This window comes from Streptomyces sp. NRRL F-2580 (assembly GCF_000720115.1).
Classification (GTDB): domain Bacteria; phylum Actinomycetota; class Actinomycetes; order Streptomycetales; family Streptomycetaceae; genus Streptomyces.
In genome coordinates this window covers 226,108-240,642 of record NZ_JOIR01000004.1, presented here as the reverse complement: position 1 = coordinate 240,642, position 14,535 = coordinate 226,108, and the positions used below count along the sequence as shown (strand labels likewise).

General features: G+C 73.6%; 11 protein-coding genes, 4 tRNA genes, 1 other RNA gene and 1 pseudogene. 9 read left to right on the top strand and 8 right to left on the bottom strand.

Translation table 11 applies throughout. From position 1 onward, the window contains the following. Nucleotides 1-20 precede the first annotated feature (20 nt). The 8 genes from IF88_RS0105860 to IF88_RS0105825 all read left to right on the top strand — a co-directional run bounded on the left by IF88_RS0105860 (nt 21) and on the right by IF88_RS0105825 (nt 4,511). Nucleotides 21-338, top strand: a complete 318-nt coding sequence (locus tag IF88_RS0105860) for a histone-like nucleoid-structuring protein Lsr2 (protein WP_030707965.1) — start codon at nt 21-23, stop codon at nt 336-338. Nucleotides 339-426: 88 nt separating this feature from the next. Beyond that, nucleotides 427-498 (top strand) — tRNA-Gly (locus tag IF88_RS0105855). 72 nt (nt 499-570) lie between these two features. Next, nucleotides 571-643, top strand: a tRNA-Gly gene (locus IF88_RS0105850). Nucleotides 644-832: 189 nt separating this feature from the next. Continuing rightward, a complete protein-coding gene (locus tag IF88_RS0105845) occupies nt 833-1,777 on the top strand; it encodes an ABC transporter ATP-binding protein (RefSeq protein ID WP_030707963.1) in 945 nt (314 codons plus the stop codon). After that, nucleotides 1,774-2,538, top strand: a complete 765-nt coding sequence (locus IF88_RS0105840; protein ID WP_030707961.1) for an ABC transporter permease — start codon at nt 1,774-1,776, stop codon at nt 2,536-2,538. The genes IF88_RS0105845 and IF88_RS0105840 overlap by 4 nt, the downstream gene beginning before the upstream one ends. A 29-nt stretch (nt 2,539-2,567) precedes the next feature. After that, nucleotides 2,568-3,806, top strand: coding sequence for a sensor histidine kinase (locus IF88_RS0105835; protein WP_030707960.1), 1,239 nt, complete (start codon nt 2,568-2,570; stop codon nt 3,804-3,806). Beyond that, on the top strand, nt 3,803-4,414 hold the full coding sequence (locus IF88_RS0105830) for a response regulator transcription factor (RefSeq protein WP_030707959.1): 612 nt from the start codon (nt 3,803-3,805) through the stop codon (nt 4,412-4,414). Before IF88_RS0105835 ends, IF88_RS0105830 begins: the two co-directional genes overlap by 4 nt. Before the next feature lie 24 nt (nt 4,415-4,438). Beyond that, nucleotides 4,439-4,511 (top strand) — tRNA-Gly (locus tag IF88_RS0105825). Between the two features lie 50 nt (nt 4,512-4,561). Here the strand turns inward: IF88_RS0105825 and IF88_RS0105820 are convergent. The 6 genes from IF88_RS0105820 to ffs all read right to left on the bottom strand — a co-directional run bounded on the left by IF88_RS0105820 (nt 4,562) and on the right by ffs (nt 13,088). Continuing rightward, on the bottom strand, nt 4,562-5,467 hold the full coding sequence (locus IF88_RS0105820; protein WP_030707958.1) for a phosphoribosylaminoimidazolesuccinocarboxamide synthase: 906 nt from the start codon (nt 5,465-5,467) through the stop codon (nt 4,562-4,564). A gap of 98 nt (nt 5,468-5,565) precedes the next feature. Continuing rightward, nucleotides 5,566-7,053, bottom strand: a complete 1,488-nt coding sequence (locus tag IF88_RS0105815) for a N,N-dimethylformamidase beta subunit family domain-containing protein (RefSeq protein WP_030707957.1) — start codon at nt 7,051-7,053, stop codon at nt 5,566-5,568. Between the two features lie 272 nt (nt 7,054-7,325). Next, nucleotides 7,326-9,131 carry a hypothetical protein gene (locus IF88_RS0105810; RefSeq protein ID WP_030707955.1) on the bottom strand — a complete coding sequence of 602 codons (1,806 nt, stop codon included), beginning with the start codon at nt 9,129-9,131 and terminating at the stop codon, nt 7,326-7,328. Between the two features lie 288 nt (nt 9,132-9,419). Continuing rightward, nucleotides 9,420-10,673 (bottom strand): phosphoribosylamine--glycine ligase, encoded by a 1,254-nt coding sequence (purD, locus tag IF88_RS0105805; RefSeq protein ID WP_030707954.1) that lies wholly within the window; start codon nt 10,671-10,673, stop codon nt 9,420-9,422. Nucleotides 10,674-10,733: 60 nt separating this feature from the next. Continuing rightward, nucleotides 10,734-12,926: a DNA polymerase III subunit gamma and tau gene (locus tag IF88_RS0105800; protein ID WP_030707952.1), complete on the bottom strand. Its 2,193-nt coding sequence runs from the start codon at nt 12,924-12,926 to the stop codon at nt 10,734-10,736. Between the two features lie 63 nt (nt 12,927-12,989). Beyond that, an RNA gene (gene ffs, locus IF88_RS42780) (signal recognition particle sRNA small type) lies at nt 12,990-13,088 on the bottom strand. A 107-nt stretch (nt 13,089-13,195) separates the two neighbouring features. On the opposite strand from ffs, the gene IF88_RS0105795 reads away from it, so the two are divergent. Further along, nucleotides 13,196-13,283, top strand: a tRNA-Ser gene (locus IF88_RS0105795). Nucleotides 13,284-13,288: 5 nt separating this feature from the next. Here the strand turns inward: IF88_RS0105795 and IF88_RS47660 are convergent. Both IF88_RS47660 and IF88_RS0105790 read right to left on the bottom strand, forming a co-directional pair. Further along, nucleotides 13,289-13,711: pseudogene (locus IF88_RS47660) on the bottom strand (tyrosine-type recombinase/integrase); the annotation flags it as partial. A gap of 118 nt (nt 13,712-13,829) precedes the next feature. Beyond that, complete coding sequence (locus tag IF88_RS0105790; protein WP_030707951.1) at nt 13,830-14,417, bottom strand: hypothetical protein; 588 nt, start codon at nt 14,415-14,417, stop codon at nt 13,830-13,832. Between the last annotated feature and the right edge of the window lie 118 nt (nt 14,418-14,535).

The window sequence follows — 14,535 nt, the reverse complement described above, 5'->3', positions numbered from 1 at the left end:
GCACGAAGGGACCGATATCCGTGGCGCAGCGCGTAGTAGTCACGCTCTCCGACGACATCGATGGCGGAGAAGCGGCGGAAACGGTCGTGTTCGCTCTGGACGGTAAGTCGTACGAGATCGACCTCAATGTGGCCAACGCAAAGAAACTGCGGAAGGGCCTGGCCCCCTTCGTCGCCGCCGGCCGGCGCCGGTCGCGCTCGGGGAAGGCCTTCAAGCACACCTCCGTCGCCCCCGACCCGGCGGTCGTCCGGGCCTGGGCCCGGTCCAACCAGTACGAGGTGCCCCCGCGCGGCCGCATCCCGAAGAAGATCTACGAGGCCTACAACGCGGCGCACTGAGGGTCGATTTGCCATCCACCCCCATCCGTCGGCTAGTGTGTGGATCACGCCAAGGGGCCAGGCCGCAGGTCAGAGCCTCCGAGGTCGTGCGGGTGTAGTTCAGTAGCAGAACATCCCTCTTCCAGAGGGAAGGCGCAGTGTGCGATTCCTGTCACCCGCTCTGCATGACTTTCCGACCACCACGGTGGATCGGGTAGAGTGATGCACGCACCGCCCCGGCGGAGCACTGCTTGCGGACGTAGCTCAGTTGGTAGAGCACCACCTTGCCAAGGTGGATGTCGCGCGTTCGAGTCGCGTCGTCCGCTCTGTATGACGAAGGCCCCGATCATTGCGATCGGGGCCTTCTTCGTACCTTCTTCGCATTCCCTCCCTTTCTCCTCTCCGTCCCGCACGGGCGCGGGCGTAAGCGTGGGATGACACCCCCTGACAAATGTCATCGCGGGTGATGACAGCGCGCACTGCCGACCCGGTCCGGCCGCCCCGAGGCTGGGGACATGACTGACACCGTGATCGAAGCCCAGGGCCTGCGCCGCGGCTACGACGGCGGCTTCGAGGCCGTCCGGGGCGTCTCCTTCTCCGTGGCGCGGGGCGAGGTCTTCGCCCTCCTCGGGACCAACGGCGCGGGCAAGACCTCCACCGTCGAGCTGCTGGAGGGGCTGGCCGCGCCGAGCGAGGGCCGCGTGCGCGTCTTCGGCCTCGACCCGTACACGAGCCGGGACCGGGTCCGCCCGCGGACCGGGGTCATGCTCCAGGAGGGCGGTTTCCCCTCCGACCTGTCGGTCGCCGAGACCGTCCGGATGTGGGCCGGGCTCACCACGGGCGCCCGCCCGGCGGGGGAGGTGCTGGACCTGGTCGGCCTGGGCGCGCGGTCCTCCGTACGGGTCAAACAGCTGTCCGGCGGTGAACGGCGGCGCCTCGACCTGGCACTGGCCCTGCTCGGCCGGCCCGAGGTGCTCTTCCTCGACGAGCCGACCACCGGCATGGATCCCGAAGGCCGCCGGGACACCTGGGCGCTGGTACGGGAGCTGCGCGCGCAGGGCACCACGGTGCTGCTGACCACCCACTACCTGGAGGAGGCCGAGGAGCTCGCGGACCGCCTCGCGATCCTCCACGAGGGCGAGCTCGTCCTGTCGGGAACCCCGGCCGAGGTCACCGCCACCCGGCCGGCCCGGATCCGCTTCACCCTGCCGGACGGGGTGCCCGCGGCCCGGCTGCCGCTGGCGTTGCGCGCGGCGGCCTTCGGACAGCGCGTGGAGATCCGTACCGAACGGCTCCAGGCGGACCTGACCGAACTGCTGGGCTGGGCCCGCGAGAGCGGAGTCGTACTGGACGGGCTCGACGCCCGGTCCGCCTCCCTGGAGGAGGCCTTCCTGGAGATCGCGGAGAGCCGCCGCAGCGCCGGCGGCCGCACCGAGGACACGATGGCGGGGACCCGATGAACACACTGACCCCGAACCCCGGCCGGCTCGTCGCGCTCGGCCGCTCCGAGATCACCCTGCTGGTGCGCAACCGGGCCGCGCTCGGCGTGGCCTTCCTGATGCCCCTGCTGATGGTGTTCGTCCTGCGCTCCTCCCTCAGCGGGGTCGAGGGCGCGCAGGCCGTCGGCGAGGCCACCGTGACCGGCGGGATCGGCATGGTGCTGATCCTCGTCGTGTACATGAACCTGGTCTCGGCCTACGTCGCCCGGCGCGAGGAACTCGTCCTCAAGCGGCTGCGCACCGGCGAGGCGAACGACTTGGAGATCCTCGCCGGGACCGCCCTGCCCTCCGCCGCCTTGGCGCTCGGCCAGATCACGGTGCTCGCCGTGGCCGGCGCGGCCGTGCTGGACGTGCGCACGCCCCGCAACCCGCTGCTGCTCGTGGCAGCCGTGCTCGCCGGCGTCCTGCTGCTGGCCGGGCTGTCCGCGCTGACCAGCGCCTTCACCCGCACCGTGGAGACCGCCGGCTTCACCACGCTGCCGCTGTTCCTGCTGACCGTGCTCGGCTCGGGGCTGTTCATGCCGGCGGACTCGCTGCCGGACCCGGCGGCCTCCCTGTGCGAACTGCTTCCGTTGAGCGGGGTGATGACCCTCGTGCGGGCCGGCTGGACCGGCGGCGTGGAGAGCGGCGACCTGCTGGGGGCCGGGCTGACCGCGCTGGCCTGGATGGTGATCACCGTGTTTGCTGTCCAGCGGTGGTTCCGCTGGGAACCGCGCAGGTAGGGCGAGTCGGGGGACGGGGAGACGCGGAGATGCCGAAGCTGACGGGGTGGTGGAAGAACCGCAGCAGTGCGGGAAAGCTGGAGCTCTACACCCGGTGGTCGTTCCACCTCTTCGTGCTCCTCGAGATCGTGTCCTTCGGGCTGCTTCCGCTGGTCGCCGCGGCGGGCAAGTCCTCGGTCCTGGTCCCCGGCACGCTCTTCGTGATGCTGTGCGCCCACGCCGTGCTGTGCGGGGTGCTCAATTCCAGGGCGCTCGACTGGGTGGTGGGGCGGCGCGAACGCCCGGTCCGGCTGGCGGTGTTCCTGGCCGTCGCGACGGGCGCCGCCACCCTCGCCGTCCTCGCCCTGGAGGCCGCCGGAAGGCTCGCGGATCCCTCGGCGGCCCCGGCGCTGGTGTCCGGGCTGACCTCGTTCGGCTCCGGCTCGCTGGTGCTGTGCCTGAGGTCGGTGCGCAGGATGCGGTACGTGCCCCCGGTCGCGGCGGCCGGGACGAGCCTGGCCGCACTCGCCCTGGGACTGCCCGCCGGAGAGGCCTTGGGATATCTCGTCGGGATCCTGCTGGGCAGCCTGTTCTTCTGCTTCACCAGCGGGTTCTCCGCGTGGCTGCTGAACACCGTCTACGAGCTGGACCGCTCGCGCGAGGTGCAGGCGCGCCTCGCGGTGGCGGAGGAACGGCTGCGCTTCGGCCGCGATCTGCACGACGTGATGGGCCGCAACCTGGCGGTGATCGCGCTCAAGAGCGAGCTGGCCGTACAGCTGGCGCGGCGCGAACGGCCGGAGGCGGTGGAGCAGATGATCGAGGTGCAGCGGATAGCCCAGGAGTCCCAGCGGGAGGTACGGGACGTGGTGCGGGGCTACCGGGAGGCGGATCTCGCGGTGGAGCTGGAGGGTGCGCGCGGGGTGCTGAGCGCGGCCGGCATGGACTGCCGGGTCGACTTCCGGGCCGGCCGGGAGCTGCCCTCCGAGGTCCAGTCGGCGCTCGGCTGGGTGGTCCGCGAGGCGACGACGAACGTACTGCGCCACGGGGACGCGCACCGCTGCCTGATCCGGCTGTCCGCCCCGGAGACCGGCCCCGTGACGCTGGTGGTGGAGAACGACGGGGCGCCCGACACCCCGGCCGGGCCGCCGGGCTCGGGCCTGGCCGGGCTGCGGGAGCGGCTCGCGGCACTGGACGGGACCTTGCAGGCGGGCCTGGTGGGCGACGGCCGGTTCCGGCTGCTCGCGGAGATCCCGGACCGGGAAACGGAACGACTGGAGGTGCGGGCGTGAGCCCCGTACGCGTACTGCTCGCCGACGACGAGCACCTGATCCGCGGGGCGCTGGCGGCCCTGCTCGCCCTGGAGGACGACCTGCTCGTCGTCGCGGAGGCCGCCTCGGGTCCCGAGGCGCTCGCGATGGCGCGGGCGCACCGGCCGGATGTCGCGGTGCTGGACCTCCAGATGCCGGGCGCCGACGGTGTGAGTGTCGCCACATCACTGCGGGCCGAACTCCCCGACTGCAAGACCATGATCGTGACCAGTCACGGCCGCCCGGGGCACCTGAAGCGGGCACTGGCCGCGGGGGTGCGGGCCTTCGCGCCGAAGACCGTCTCGGCGCAGCGGCTGGCCGAACTGATCCGGACCGTGCACGCGGGCGGCCGTTACGTGGACCCGGAGTTGGCGGCCGACGCCATCAGCGCGGGGGACTCGCCGCTGACCGCGCGGGAGGCCGAGGTACTCGAACTGGCGGCGGACGGGGCACCGGTCGCGGAGATCGCCGAGCGGGCCGCGCTGTCGCAGGGGACCGTACGGAACTACCTGTCCTCGGCGGCGACGAAGCTGGGTGCCGAGAACCGTCACACGGCAGTGCGTCTCGCACGCGAGCGAGGTTGGGTATAGTGGTTCTCGCGCTACGGCGCACCTGCGGACATAGCTCAGCTGGTAGAGCACCACCTTGCCAAGGTGGATGTCGCGCGTTCGAGTCGCGTTGTCCGCTCTGTAGTGAAGAAGCCCCCCGGTCCTCGGACCGGGGGGCTTCTTCGTGTCTCAGGACCAGGTCAGGCCGGTGAGCCGCTCATACGCCTCGATGTACTTGGCGCGGGTCTGCGCGACGACCTGCGTGGGGAGGGCCGGCGGCGGGAACTCGCTCTTCGGGTCCCAGCCGGAGGCCGGGGAGGCCAGCCAGTCGCGGACGTACTGCTTGTCGAAGGAGGGCTGCGAGCGGCCCGGCTCCCACTGGTCGGCCGGCCAGAAGCGGGAGGAGTCCGGGGTCAGCACCTCGTCGGCGGCGACGAGGGTGCCGTCCTTCGGGTCGAAACCGAACTCGAACTTGGTGTCGGCCAGGATGATGCCGCGGTCGCGCGCGATGTCCCGGGCGCGGCCGTACACGGCCAGGGTGGTCTGGCGCAGCAGCGCCGCCGTCTCGGCGCCGGTGGTGCGCGCCACCTCCTCGTAGGAGACGTTCTCGTCGTGCTCGCCGACCTCGGCCTTGGCGGCCGGGGTGAAGATCGGGCCGGGCAGCTCGGAGCCGTCCACGAGCCCCTCCGGAAGGCCGAGCCCGCACACCGTACGGGTCTGCTTGTACTCGGCGAGGCCGGAGCCGGTGAGGTAGCCGCGGGCCACGCACTCGACCGGGACCATGTCGAGGTTGCGGCAGATCAGCGTGCGGCCGGCCCAGTCGGCGGGGGCGCCCGCGGGCAGGTCGGTGGAGATGACGTGGTTCGGGACGAGGTCGGCGAGCTGGTCGAACCACCACAGGGAGAGCTGGGTCAGGACGCGGCCCTTGTCCGGGATCTCGGTGGGCAGGACCCAGTCGAAGGCGGACATGCGGTCGCTGGCGACCATGACGAGGCGGTCGTCCTCGTCGCGGTAGAGGTCGCGCACCTTGCCGGTGTGGAGGTGGACGAGGCCCGGAACCTGAACCGGCTCGGGCTTTTCGACGAATCCGGACACGGGGTCTCCCTGTGGTTCTGTATGAAGCGCACCCCGATTCTCGCGCACCCGCGCCCCCTGCTGCGGACAGGGGTCCGCCCTGCGGGTCGGTTCCGCGGTCAGTCGCGCTTGCAGATCCGGTCGAGGAGGTTGGCGGTGGCCCGCTGCACCCGCTCGTCGACGTGGCCCGGGCGGTCGAGGGCCGGGGACCAGGCGAAGGTTCCGGAGGCGAAGACCAGGGCCCCGCTGGGCGCCCGGTAGAGGGAGGTCTCCTGGTGGCGCCGGTGGCCCTCGCTGTCGAGGTACGGGGAGTGCGCCAGCAGGATCCGGTCCTGGTGCTCGGGGAGCTGGGTGCGCGGGAAGTAGCGGTCGGCCTCGCCCGCGACCAGGCCGGGCAGCTCGTCGTTCTCGCCGGCTCCGGTGGAGTCCCAGAGCCAGTGCGTGGCGTTGCGGACGATCAGCGGCGCGGGCTCGGGGACCCGGCCGGCGTACTGGATGCCGAGCAGCTGCTGCTCCGGGCGGTCGACCTCGCGCCACAGGCTGGGGCGGCCCGGACCGCGCCGTTTTCGGCAGGTGAGGAGCCGGTCCGCGACCCCGGAGGGGGAGGGGGAGAGCTCGACCTGCCAGTACATGGTGTTGGCGGAGAGGAAGACGAGCGAGGTGCCGTGCAGGCGGGCGCGCTCGACGGTGCGGCGCATGGGGGCCGACCAGTACTCGTCGTGGCCGGGGAAGACCAGGCCGCGGTAGCGGGTGGGGTCGACGCGGCCCGCGTGCAGGTCGCGGGTGTCGGCGTAGGCGATGTCGTAGCCGTAGCGCTCGGCCCAGCGGATGAAGTCGTAGGCGTGGCCGACGTGCAGGGGCAGGCCGGCGCCCGCGTAGGGGCGGTCGAAGGAGACGGTGTGGGCCGCGTCCTGCTCGCCCAGCAGCCGGCCGTCCTCGTCCCAGGCGTGGTAGAGGCTGGCACCGGTGTGGCCGTCCTCCGGGTAGAGGTTGTACGCCTGCCAGGTGATGTCCGGGAGCAGGAGCAGGAGGTCGGCGGGGTGGTCGTCGCGGACCGTGAAGGGGATGTGGGAGCGGTAGCCGTCGGCGGTGGTCAGGACGGCGACGTACGCGCCGACGCTCCAGTAGGAGGGGACCTGCAGGCGCCAGGACAGCCACCAGTGGTGGCAGGAGACGGTGCGGTCGGCCGCCAGGGGGGCCGGCTGGACGATGCCGGACAGCCGCGGGCTCGTGGTGATCTTGGAGGCCCCGTCGCCGCCGTAGTGGCCGATCCGGTAGACGTCGACGGAGAACTGCTGGGGCGGGTCGACGGTGATGTGGAAGTCGATGGCCTCGCCGGGGGTGACGGCGCCGGTGGAGGCGAAGCCCTTGATCTGGCGGTGCACGTCGTCGGCGGTGCGGGGACCGCCGTTGCCGCGGGCGCGGGGGATCTGGCCGGTGCCGGCGGCCGCGGCGGCCGGGTCCACGTACCAGGGGACGACGTGGCCGGTGTCGTCGAAGTAGAGCTCGCTCCCCCGGAACCAGGGCAGGGGGCCCTGTCCGAAGGGGTCGGTCACCGCGTGCGCGAGCGCACCTGACTCCCAACGCCGGATCTGGTCAGCACCCATGACCGCTCCCCTCCCTCGCTCCCCCGAACGGGCGTACATCGTCTCGGTGCGCGGCAGATTCGCTGCCGAGACGGCAGTTCTCGGACACCCGGTTCAGGACATCCAGCCGCGACCGGTCCCAGCACATCACATAACGCGCTCAGTCCGTCACCGTTCGTCGCGAATTGACGGGATCGGAACATTCACATCCGCTTGTTCGTGCGAGCCGTAACCCCTCCGAGGTGCGGTCGGCGGACACGATCGGGGCCGCCGCGGACCGGTCCGGGCCCGGCTCAGACCAGCCGGACCGGCTTCTCCGGGCGGACGCCGAGGTCGGCGAGCCAGTCCCGCAGCGGTTCCGGGTTCCCGTCCTCGACCAGGCACAGCACGCGCGGGGCCAGGTCGGAGCGGCGGTCGCCGCCGACCAGCAGGACCGGCCCGTCGAGCCAGTCCAGCCCGGGGGCCGCCCCGGCCGAGTCGACCGCCGCGCAGCACACCAGTGCCGTCACGTGGTCCGCCAGCAGGTCCCGGCCGCTGCGCGGCGGCTGGAGCGGGAACAGCGGCACGGCGTCCGCGCCGCGCGCCTTCCCGGCGCCGGCGGCCGGACCGGCGGCCCGCTCCTCGCGGGCCAGGTCCCCGCTGAGCCGGCCGGCCAGGGCCTCCGAGGCCGCTCCCCTGCCGGCGGGGTCGGTGAGGTAGCCCAGCACCCGCTCCAGCGTGGGTCCGGCGAAGCCGTCCACGGCGGGCCGGGCGGAGCCGGTGACCTCGATCGTGGCCCGTCCCGCCGCCGCGGACGGAGACGGTGCGGCCGATGAGCCCGATGCGGCCGATGCGGCCTGTGAGGCCGACGTGCCGGGCAGGACTCCGGGGCCGGCGGACCCGGCGGGCCCGGTGGAAGCGGCGGCCGGTCCGGCGGGGCCGACGGGCCGTCCCGCCGGGACGGCCAGGGCGTCCAGCGCCGCGTGCAGCCGGGCCGCCTCCGCCCGCCACTTGCGGTCCACGACCTCCTCCGGATACGCCGTCCAGTCCACCGGGGACCAGTCCGGCCCGGGCTCGGCCGGCCCGCCGTGGAAGAGGCGCGCGGCCAGCAGCGACGTCGCCTCGTCGACCACCCCGGGCTGCTCCAGCAGGTCACAGGCGGGGCGCTCGCCGAGCCGCGAGGTGAACCCCTCGGCCAGCCGGTCCCGCCGCGACAGCTCGGTCAGCGCGGAGACCACTCCGGCGTCGAGGTGCGCGGGCCAGCGGCCCATCCGCCAGGCGGGCAGCGCGACCCGGGTCAGCAGCCGGTCCCAGCCCGCGTAGGCGAGGCCGACCTGCTCCTGGGCGACGATGCGCAGCCCGTAGTCCACATCCTGTGCACGCTCCGAGGCGGCCGCGGCCACCCCGCGCTCCATTTCGGTGGCGTCCGTCCGGCACAGCCGCAGCAGCAGCCTGGCCGGGGCGCCGATCCAGCCGAGCCCGCGCCGGTTGCCCACGTCCACGGCCGCGTCCAGGCCCCGTACGAAGCCGCGCGCGTCGGCTATGTCCGGGTGCGCGGAAGGACCCGTACCGGCGACGACCGGCGCGAGGACGGCCCGTAGCTCCGCGACGCGCATCCACCACAGGAACGGCGAACCGATCACCAGCACGGGGGCGGCGCCCTGCTCGGACTCCGGGCCGGCGGATATGGCGCTCCGGCGGTGGGCCGCGTGGGCGCGGTCCTCCAGCCAGCTGTCGCAGTCCGGCGTCAGGGCTATCGCGGAGGGCGGCGGCACGTCCATGCGGTCGGCGAGGTCCCGCACCAGCCGGTAGAGATCGGGCGCGGCGGCCTCCGACAGCGGCACCGTCGGCGTGACGGCGGGGCTCGCCCGCAGCACCACGGCCCCGAAGACGCCGCCGACGAGCAGCACCACGGCCGCGACCAGGCACACGACGAGGGTCACCACCGGCCAGGGGTCACCGGCCAGCCGGCCCGTCGTCCGGGCGGCCACCAGCACCACCGCGAGGGCGGCGGGCAGCAGCCCGACGGCCAAGGCCCTGCTGCGTACGCGCAGCACGGCGAGAGCGCGGGAACGTGCGGACGGCACGCCCGCTTCCGTGATCGAACCGGTTCCGGACACGGCCGGACCTCACCCCCTCTGCCCTGCGGCGACGTTGCTCACTCCCCCACTGTGACACCCGCCACTGACATCGCAATGCCGGTGGGCCATGTGCCGGAATGCTTGGCATCGCACCCTAGTTGGGGCACGCCCGGGCGTCAGGCAGACGGGGTGACGATCACCCGATGGAATGGCTTTGGGTAAAGGTGGGTGCGTTCGAACGCGGCCGGATGCACTCGCACGCGAACACGCCCGCGGGCCCGGGCGCAGGATCTGCGCACCGGGCCCGCAGGTCCGCGGAGCCGCTGGTCAGCCGAGCCCGGCCGCCTTCGCCGCGATGTCCGTACGGTGCTGCGAGCCGTCCAGCCGGATGCGCGCCACCGCCTTATACGCCTTCTCGCGGGCCTGTGCCAGATCGGAACCGGTCGCCGTCACGGACAGCACGCGGCCACCCGCGCTGACGATCGCGTCGCCCTCGCGCCGGGTCCCGGCGTGCAGCACGTACGCGTCGGGCGCGTCCTCGGCGGCCACCTCGGCCAGCCCCTCGATCGGGTCCCCGGTGCGGGGGGTGTCGGGGTAGTTGTGGGAGGCGATGACCACCGTGACGGCCGCGTCCTCGCGCCAGACGAGCGGCTCCTCGGTGTCCAGGGTGCCGTTGGCGGCGTTCAGCAGCACGCTCGCGAGCGGGGTGCGCAGCCGGGCCAGGACCACCTGGGTCTCGGGGTCGCCGAAGCGGGCGTTGAACTCGATGACCCGCGTACCGCGGCTGGTGATCGCGAGGCCGGCGTAGAGCAGCCCGGAGAAGGGGGTGCCGCGGCGGCGGAGCTCGTCGACGGTGGGCTGGAGGACCAGCTCCATGACCTCGTCGACCAGCTTCGGGTCGGCCCAGGGCAGCGGGGAGTACGCGCCCATGCCGCCGGTGTTCGGGCCCTGGTCGCCGTCCAGGGCGCGCTTGAAGTCCTGCGCGGGCTGGAGCGGGACCACGGTGACGCCGTCGGTGATGGCGAAGAGGGAGACCTCGGGGCCGTCGAGGTACTCCTCGATGACCACGCGGTCGCAGCCGAGCGCGTGGGCGCGGGCGGCGGCCAGGTCCTCGGTGACCACGACGCCCTTGCCGGCCGCGAGTCCGTCGTCCTTGACGACGTACGGGGCGCCGAAGGCGTCGAGGGCCGCGTCCACCTCTTCCGGGGTGGTGCAGACGTAGCTGCGCGCGGTCGGGACCCCGGCCGCGGCCATCACGTCCTTGGCGAAGGCCTTGGAGCCTTCGAGCTGCGCCGCCTCGGCGGAGGGGCCGAAGACGGGGATGCCCGCGGCGCGCACGGCGTCGCCGACCCCGGCGACCAGCGGGGCCTCCGGGCCGACGACGACCAGGCCGGCGCCGAGTTCGGTGGCGAGGGCGGCGACGGCATCGCCGTCGAGGGCGTCGACCGGGCGGAGCTCGGCCACCTCGGCGATGCCGGCGTTGCCGGGAGCGCAGTACAGCGCGGAGACGTCGGGGTCGAGGGACAGAGAGCGGCACAGGGCGTGTTCGCGGGCGCCGCCGCCGATGACGAGGACCTTCACGCCGCCCAGGGTAGCCCGGCCGCGGTGGCGCGTTTCGTGCGGCCACCCAATCGGGAGGCGCTACTCATTCGTGTATTCCTCCACAACGGTGGCTCCCAGCTCGCGCACGATCAGGTCGTGTCCGGTCAGGGCGCTCTCCACGAGGTCGGGATCGTCCTCCTCCGCGAAGTCGTCCTCGGGGGCCACCGGCGGGGGCGCCTGCTGTACGGGGGGCTGCGGGGCGGGAGTCGACTGCTGGGGCGGCTGCTGCTGCGGGTACTGGGGCGCGGGGGCCGCCTGCGGGGCGGGCTGCGCCGGCGGCGGGTTGTAGGCGGAGGCCGGCGGGGCGGCGTAGGAGGAGGGGGCCTGGGTCATGGGGGCCGGGCCTCCGCCGCCCACCACGGCCTCGATCTTCCAGTTGACTTGGAACTGCTCGGCCAGGACCGCCTTGAGCACGTCCTCGCTGCCGCTGCTCGCGAAGTTGTCGCGGGCTCCGGCATTGGGGAAGCCGAGCTGGAGGGTGGTGCCGTCGAAGCCGGTGACCTGGGCGTTCTGGCTGAGCAGGATCCAGGTGAAGCGGCGGCGGTTCTTCACGGCCTCCAGGACGCCGGGCCACATCGCCTGGACCTGCCCCGCGCCGGCGGCCATGCCGGGGGAGGGGGCGGCGGCCGGGACCGGGGTCGCGGCGGGGGCGGCTGCCGCGGGCGGGGCGACGGGCGCGGGCGCGCCCTGGCCGGGGGCGGACGCGCTGGGCCAGGCACCGGCGGCCGGGGCTGCGGGGGCGGCCGGGGCCGCGGGGGCTGCGGCTCCGGGCCAGGCGCCGGGGGCGCCGCTGCCGGGCTGGGCGGCTCCGGGCCAGGCCCCGGGCGCGGGGGCTGCGGGCGCAGCGGGGGCCTGAGCCGCGGGCGCCTGAGCCGCGGGCGCCGGCTGAACCGGAGCCTCCGGCTGCGCGGGAGCCCGTACCGGCGCGGGAGCCGGCACCTGGGCGGGCGGCTGGACGGCAGCGGCGGCGGCGCGCGCGGCGGCGACACCCCCGCCGGGACCGGCGGGCGCCATGGCGTGCGCCTCGGGCCCGGGCACGTAACCCATGGCGGGCGCGGCGGCGAAGGCGGCGGCCCCGCCGCGCTCCAGCCGGTCGAGCCGGGCCTGGAAGGACCGTTCGTCGTCGAAGGCGGCGGGCAGCAGCACGCGGGCGCAGATCAGCTCCAGCTGCAGCCGCGGCGCGGCCGCGCCGCGCATCTCCGTGAGGCCGGTGTTGACCAGATCGGCGGCGCGCGACAGCTCGGCGGCCCCGAACACGGAGGCCTGGGCCTGCATCCGCTCCATCACGTCGGCCGGGGCGTCGATCAGCCCCTTCTCCCCGGCCTCGGGCACGGCGGCCAGGATGACGAGGTCGCGCAGCCGCTCCAGGAGGTCGGCGACGAACCGGCGCGGGTCGTTCCCGCCTTCCACCACCCGGTCGACGACCTCGAAGGCCGCCGCCCCGTCCCGGGCGGCGAAGGCGTCGATGACGGAGTCGAGCAGGGACCCCTCGGTGTACCCGAGCAGGGAGGTCGCCATGGCGTACGTCACACCGTCTTCACCCGCGCCGGCGAGCAGCTGGTCCATGACGGACATCGAGTCGCGCACGGACCCGGCGCCGGCGCGCACGACGAGCGGCAGCACGCCGTCCTCGACCGTGGCGCCCTCCCGCCCGCAGACCTCGCCCAGGTAGTCCCGCAGGGTGCCGGGCGGCACCAGCCGGAAGGGGTAGTGGTGCGTCCGGGACCGGATGGTCCCGATCACCTTCTCCGGCTCGGTGGTGGCGAAGATGAACTTGAGGTGCTCCGGCGGCTCCTCGACCACCTTCAGCAGGGCGTTGAAGCCCGCCGAGGTGACCATGTGGGCCTCGTCGATGATGTAGATCTTGTAGCGGCTGGACGCCGGCCCGAAGAACGCCTTCTCGCGCAGGTCACGGGCGTCGTCCACACCACCGTGCGAGGCGGCGTCGATCTCGATGACGTCGAGGGACCCCGGCCCGTTCCTGGCGAGGTCCCGGCAGGACTGGCACTCCCCGCAGGGCGTCGGAGTGGGACCCTGCTCACAGTTCAGACACCGGGCGAGGATGCGCGCGCTGGTGGTCTTTCCACACCCGCGCGGCCCGCTGAACAGGTACGCGTGATTGACCCGGTTGTTCCGCAGGGCCTGCATCAGCGGTGCAGTGACATGCTCCTGCCCGATGACCTCGGCGAACGACTCGGGGCGATAGCGGCGGTACAGCGCAAGGGACGACACGTCTACGAGGTTATCCGGGCCCACCGACAACAGCGGCCCGCCGACGCCACGAGGCCCCCGGGAACGCAAAGCGCCCCCCACGCACCCGCCAGAGCCCACTTACCCTTGCTGCCTTCCGGCCCTGGGGGAGTTGGGTGAGATAGCGCCACGTGAGGGGCTGGCCCCACCCTAGCGGATGAATGCCCCCGGAATCGAGCCGGACCCCGGCCCGTCCTCCCGCCGACGATCACGTTCGCGAGCACCCCTCAACGTCTTGTATTGTTTGCGGCGGAGGATTCGCCTAGTGGCCTAGGGCGCACGCTTGGAAAGCGTGTTGGGGGCAACCCCTCACGAGTTCGAATCTCGTATCCTCCGCCAGTGCCTCACCGGGCACGATGTCGAAAGGCCCCGCTGCTCGCAGCGGGGCCTTTCGCGTGTCCTCGGGTCGCGTTGTCCTGGTCTTTGTCCACAGAGCCCTCCCGGTCCCCCGGTGGCCTCCGCGATCTTCCGCGCCGCGTCCTTCCGCATGGCGTCGGGCACGTGCAGGTACCGCGCGCGCATCGGGGCGGACGTTGCCGGCTCCCAACCCATGATCTGGTCGATGACCCGGTCCGGGACGCCGAGCAGCATGAGCACGGTCGCGGCGGTGTGTCGTGCGTCGTGCAGGCGCGCGTCCCACACCCCGGCAGGGGCACCGCCCGCCGGCCCGCCCGCGACTTCGTGTTCTTCGTCTCACGCCGCAGCTGCTCGCGCAGCGGGCAGTACCCGGCCTTCCGGCCGCACGGATCGGCCTCCTTGCATCCGTGATGCCGCGTTCCGCTGTCTTCGCGGCGGGCTTCTCGGTCGGCCGCTTCTTGCCCGTCCCGACCCGATCGGGCAGACGCATCAGGGTGATCTCCGCCGTGGCTCGCTCGTCGGCGGCGCCTAGCCGACGTAGGCGTCGAGCGCCGGGAAGCAGATGGCGTTGTCCGTGCTGCAGATGTCGGGGCCGCCGCGCGGCGTGACATCCGCGGAGGGGCGCTCGTACGTCAGCAGGCTCAGCGTCCGGCCCGAGGCGAAGACGGCCGTGGCGTCGCGGACCGGCCCGGCGCCGGGGCCCGGCGTCGCGGATCCCGCGTACTGGTACGGGGCGTGGCCGCCGTCCACGACGGCGAAGAAGACCGTACGGGCACCGCTCGCGCCGGGCTCGCCGGGGTACAGCCCGCCCTTGGTCACCAGCCGGATCCCGATCCGCGCCCAGGACGTGGGCAGTGGCCTGCAATTGAGGTCTGTCCGCTCGCCACGGACCACGGCGAGGCAGTAGTGGCGGTCGTCCGGCATCCAGGCGAACTCGCCCGCGCCGGCCGCGGGCTCACGGTGGATCACGATGATCGAGTCGTCGCTCTGCACCCTGGCCACCGGCCAGCGCCCGCGGACCGCTTCCAGCAGCGGGGCGTCGGCGGGGGTGACCTGCGCCTCCCCGACCGGCGCGGCCGGCCCGGACGTCGAGGGCGCCTCGGGCGACGGCGTCACGCGCGGCACCGACGGCGATGACGAAGACATCGGCGGGGGCGGGAGCATCGGCGAAGGCGCGGACGAGGCCGAGGACTTCGGCGCCAACGGCGGCGCCGGGGGCGGCGCGCACGAGGCC

What these genes read in the sequence shown, in the direction of transcription:
- IF88_RS0105845 (WP_030707963.1), top strand. Translation starts at nt 833, where the DNA reads ATGACTGACACCGTGATCGAAGCCCAGGGCCTGCGCCGCGGCTACGAC.
- IF88_RS0105840 (WP_030707961.1), top strand. Translation starts at nt 1,774, where the DNA reads ATGAACACACTGACCCCGAACCCCGGCCGGCTCGTCGCGCTCGGCCGC.
- IF88_RS0105835 (WP_030707960.1), top strand. Translation starts at nt 2,568, where the DNA reads ATGCCGAAGCTGACGGGGTGGTGGAAGAACCGCAGCAGTGCGGGAAAG.
- IF88_RS0105815 (WP_030707957.1), bottom strand. Translation starts at nt 7,053, where the DNA reads ATGGGTGCTGACCAGATCCGGCGTTGGGAGTCAGGTGCGCTCGCGCAC.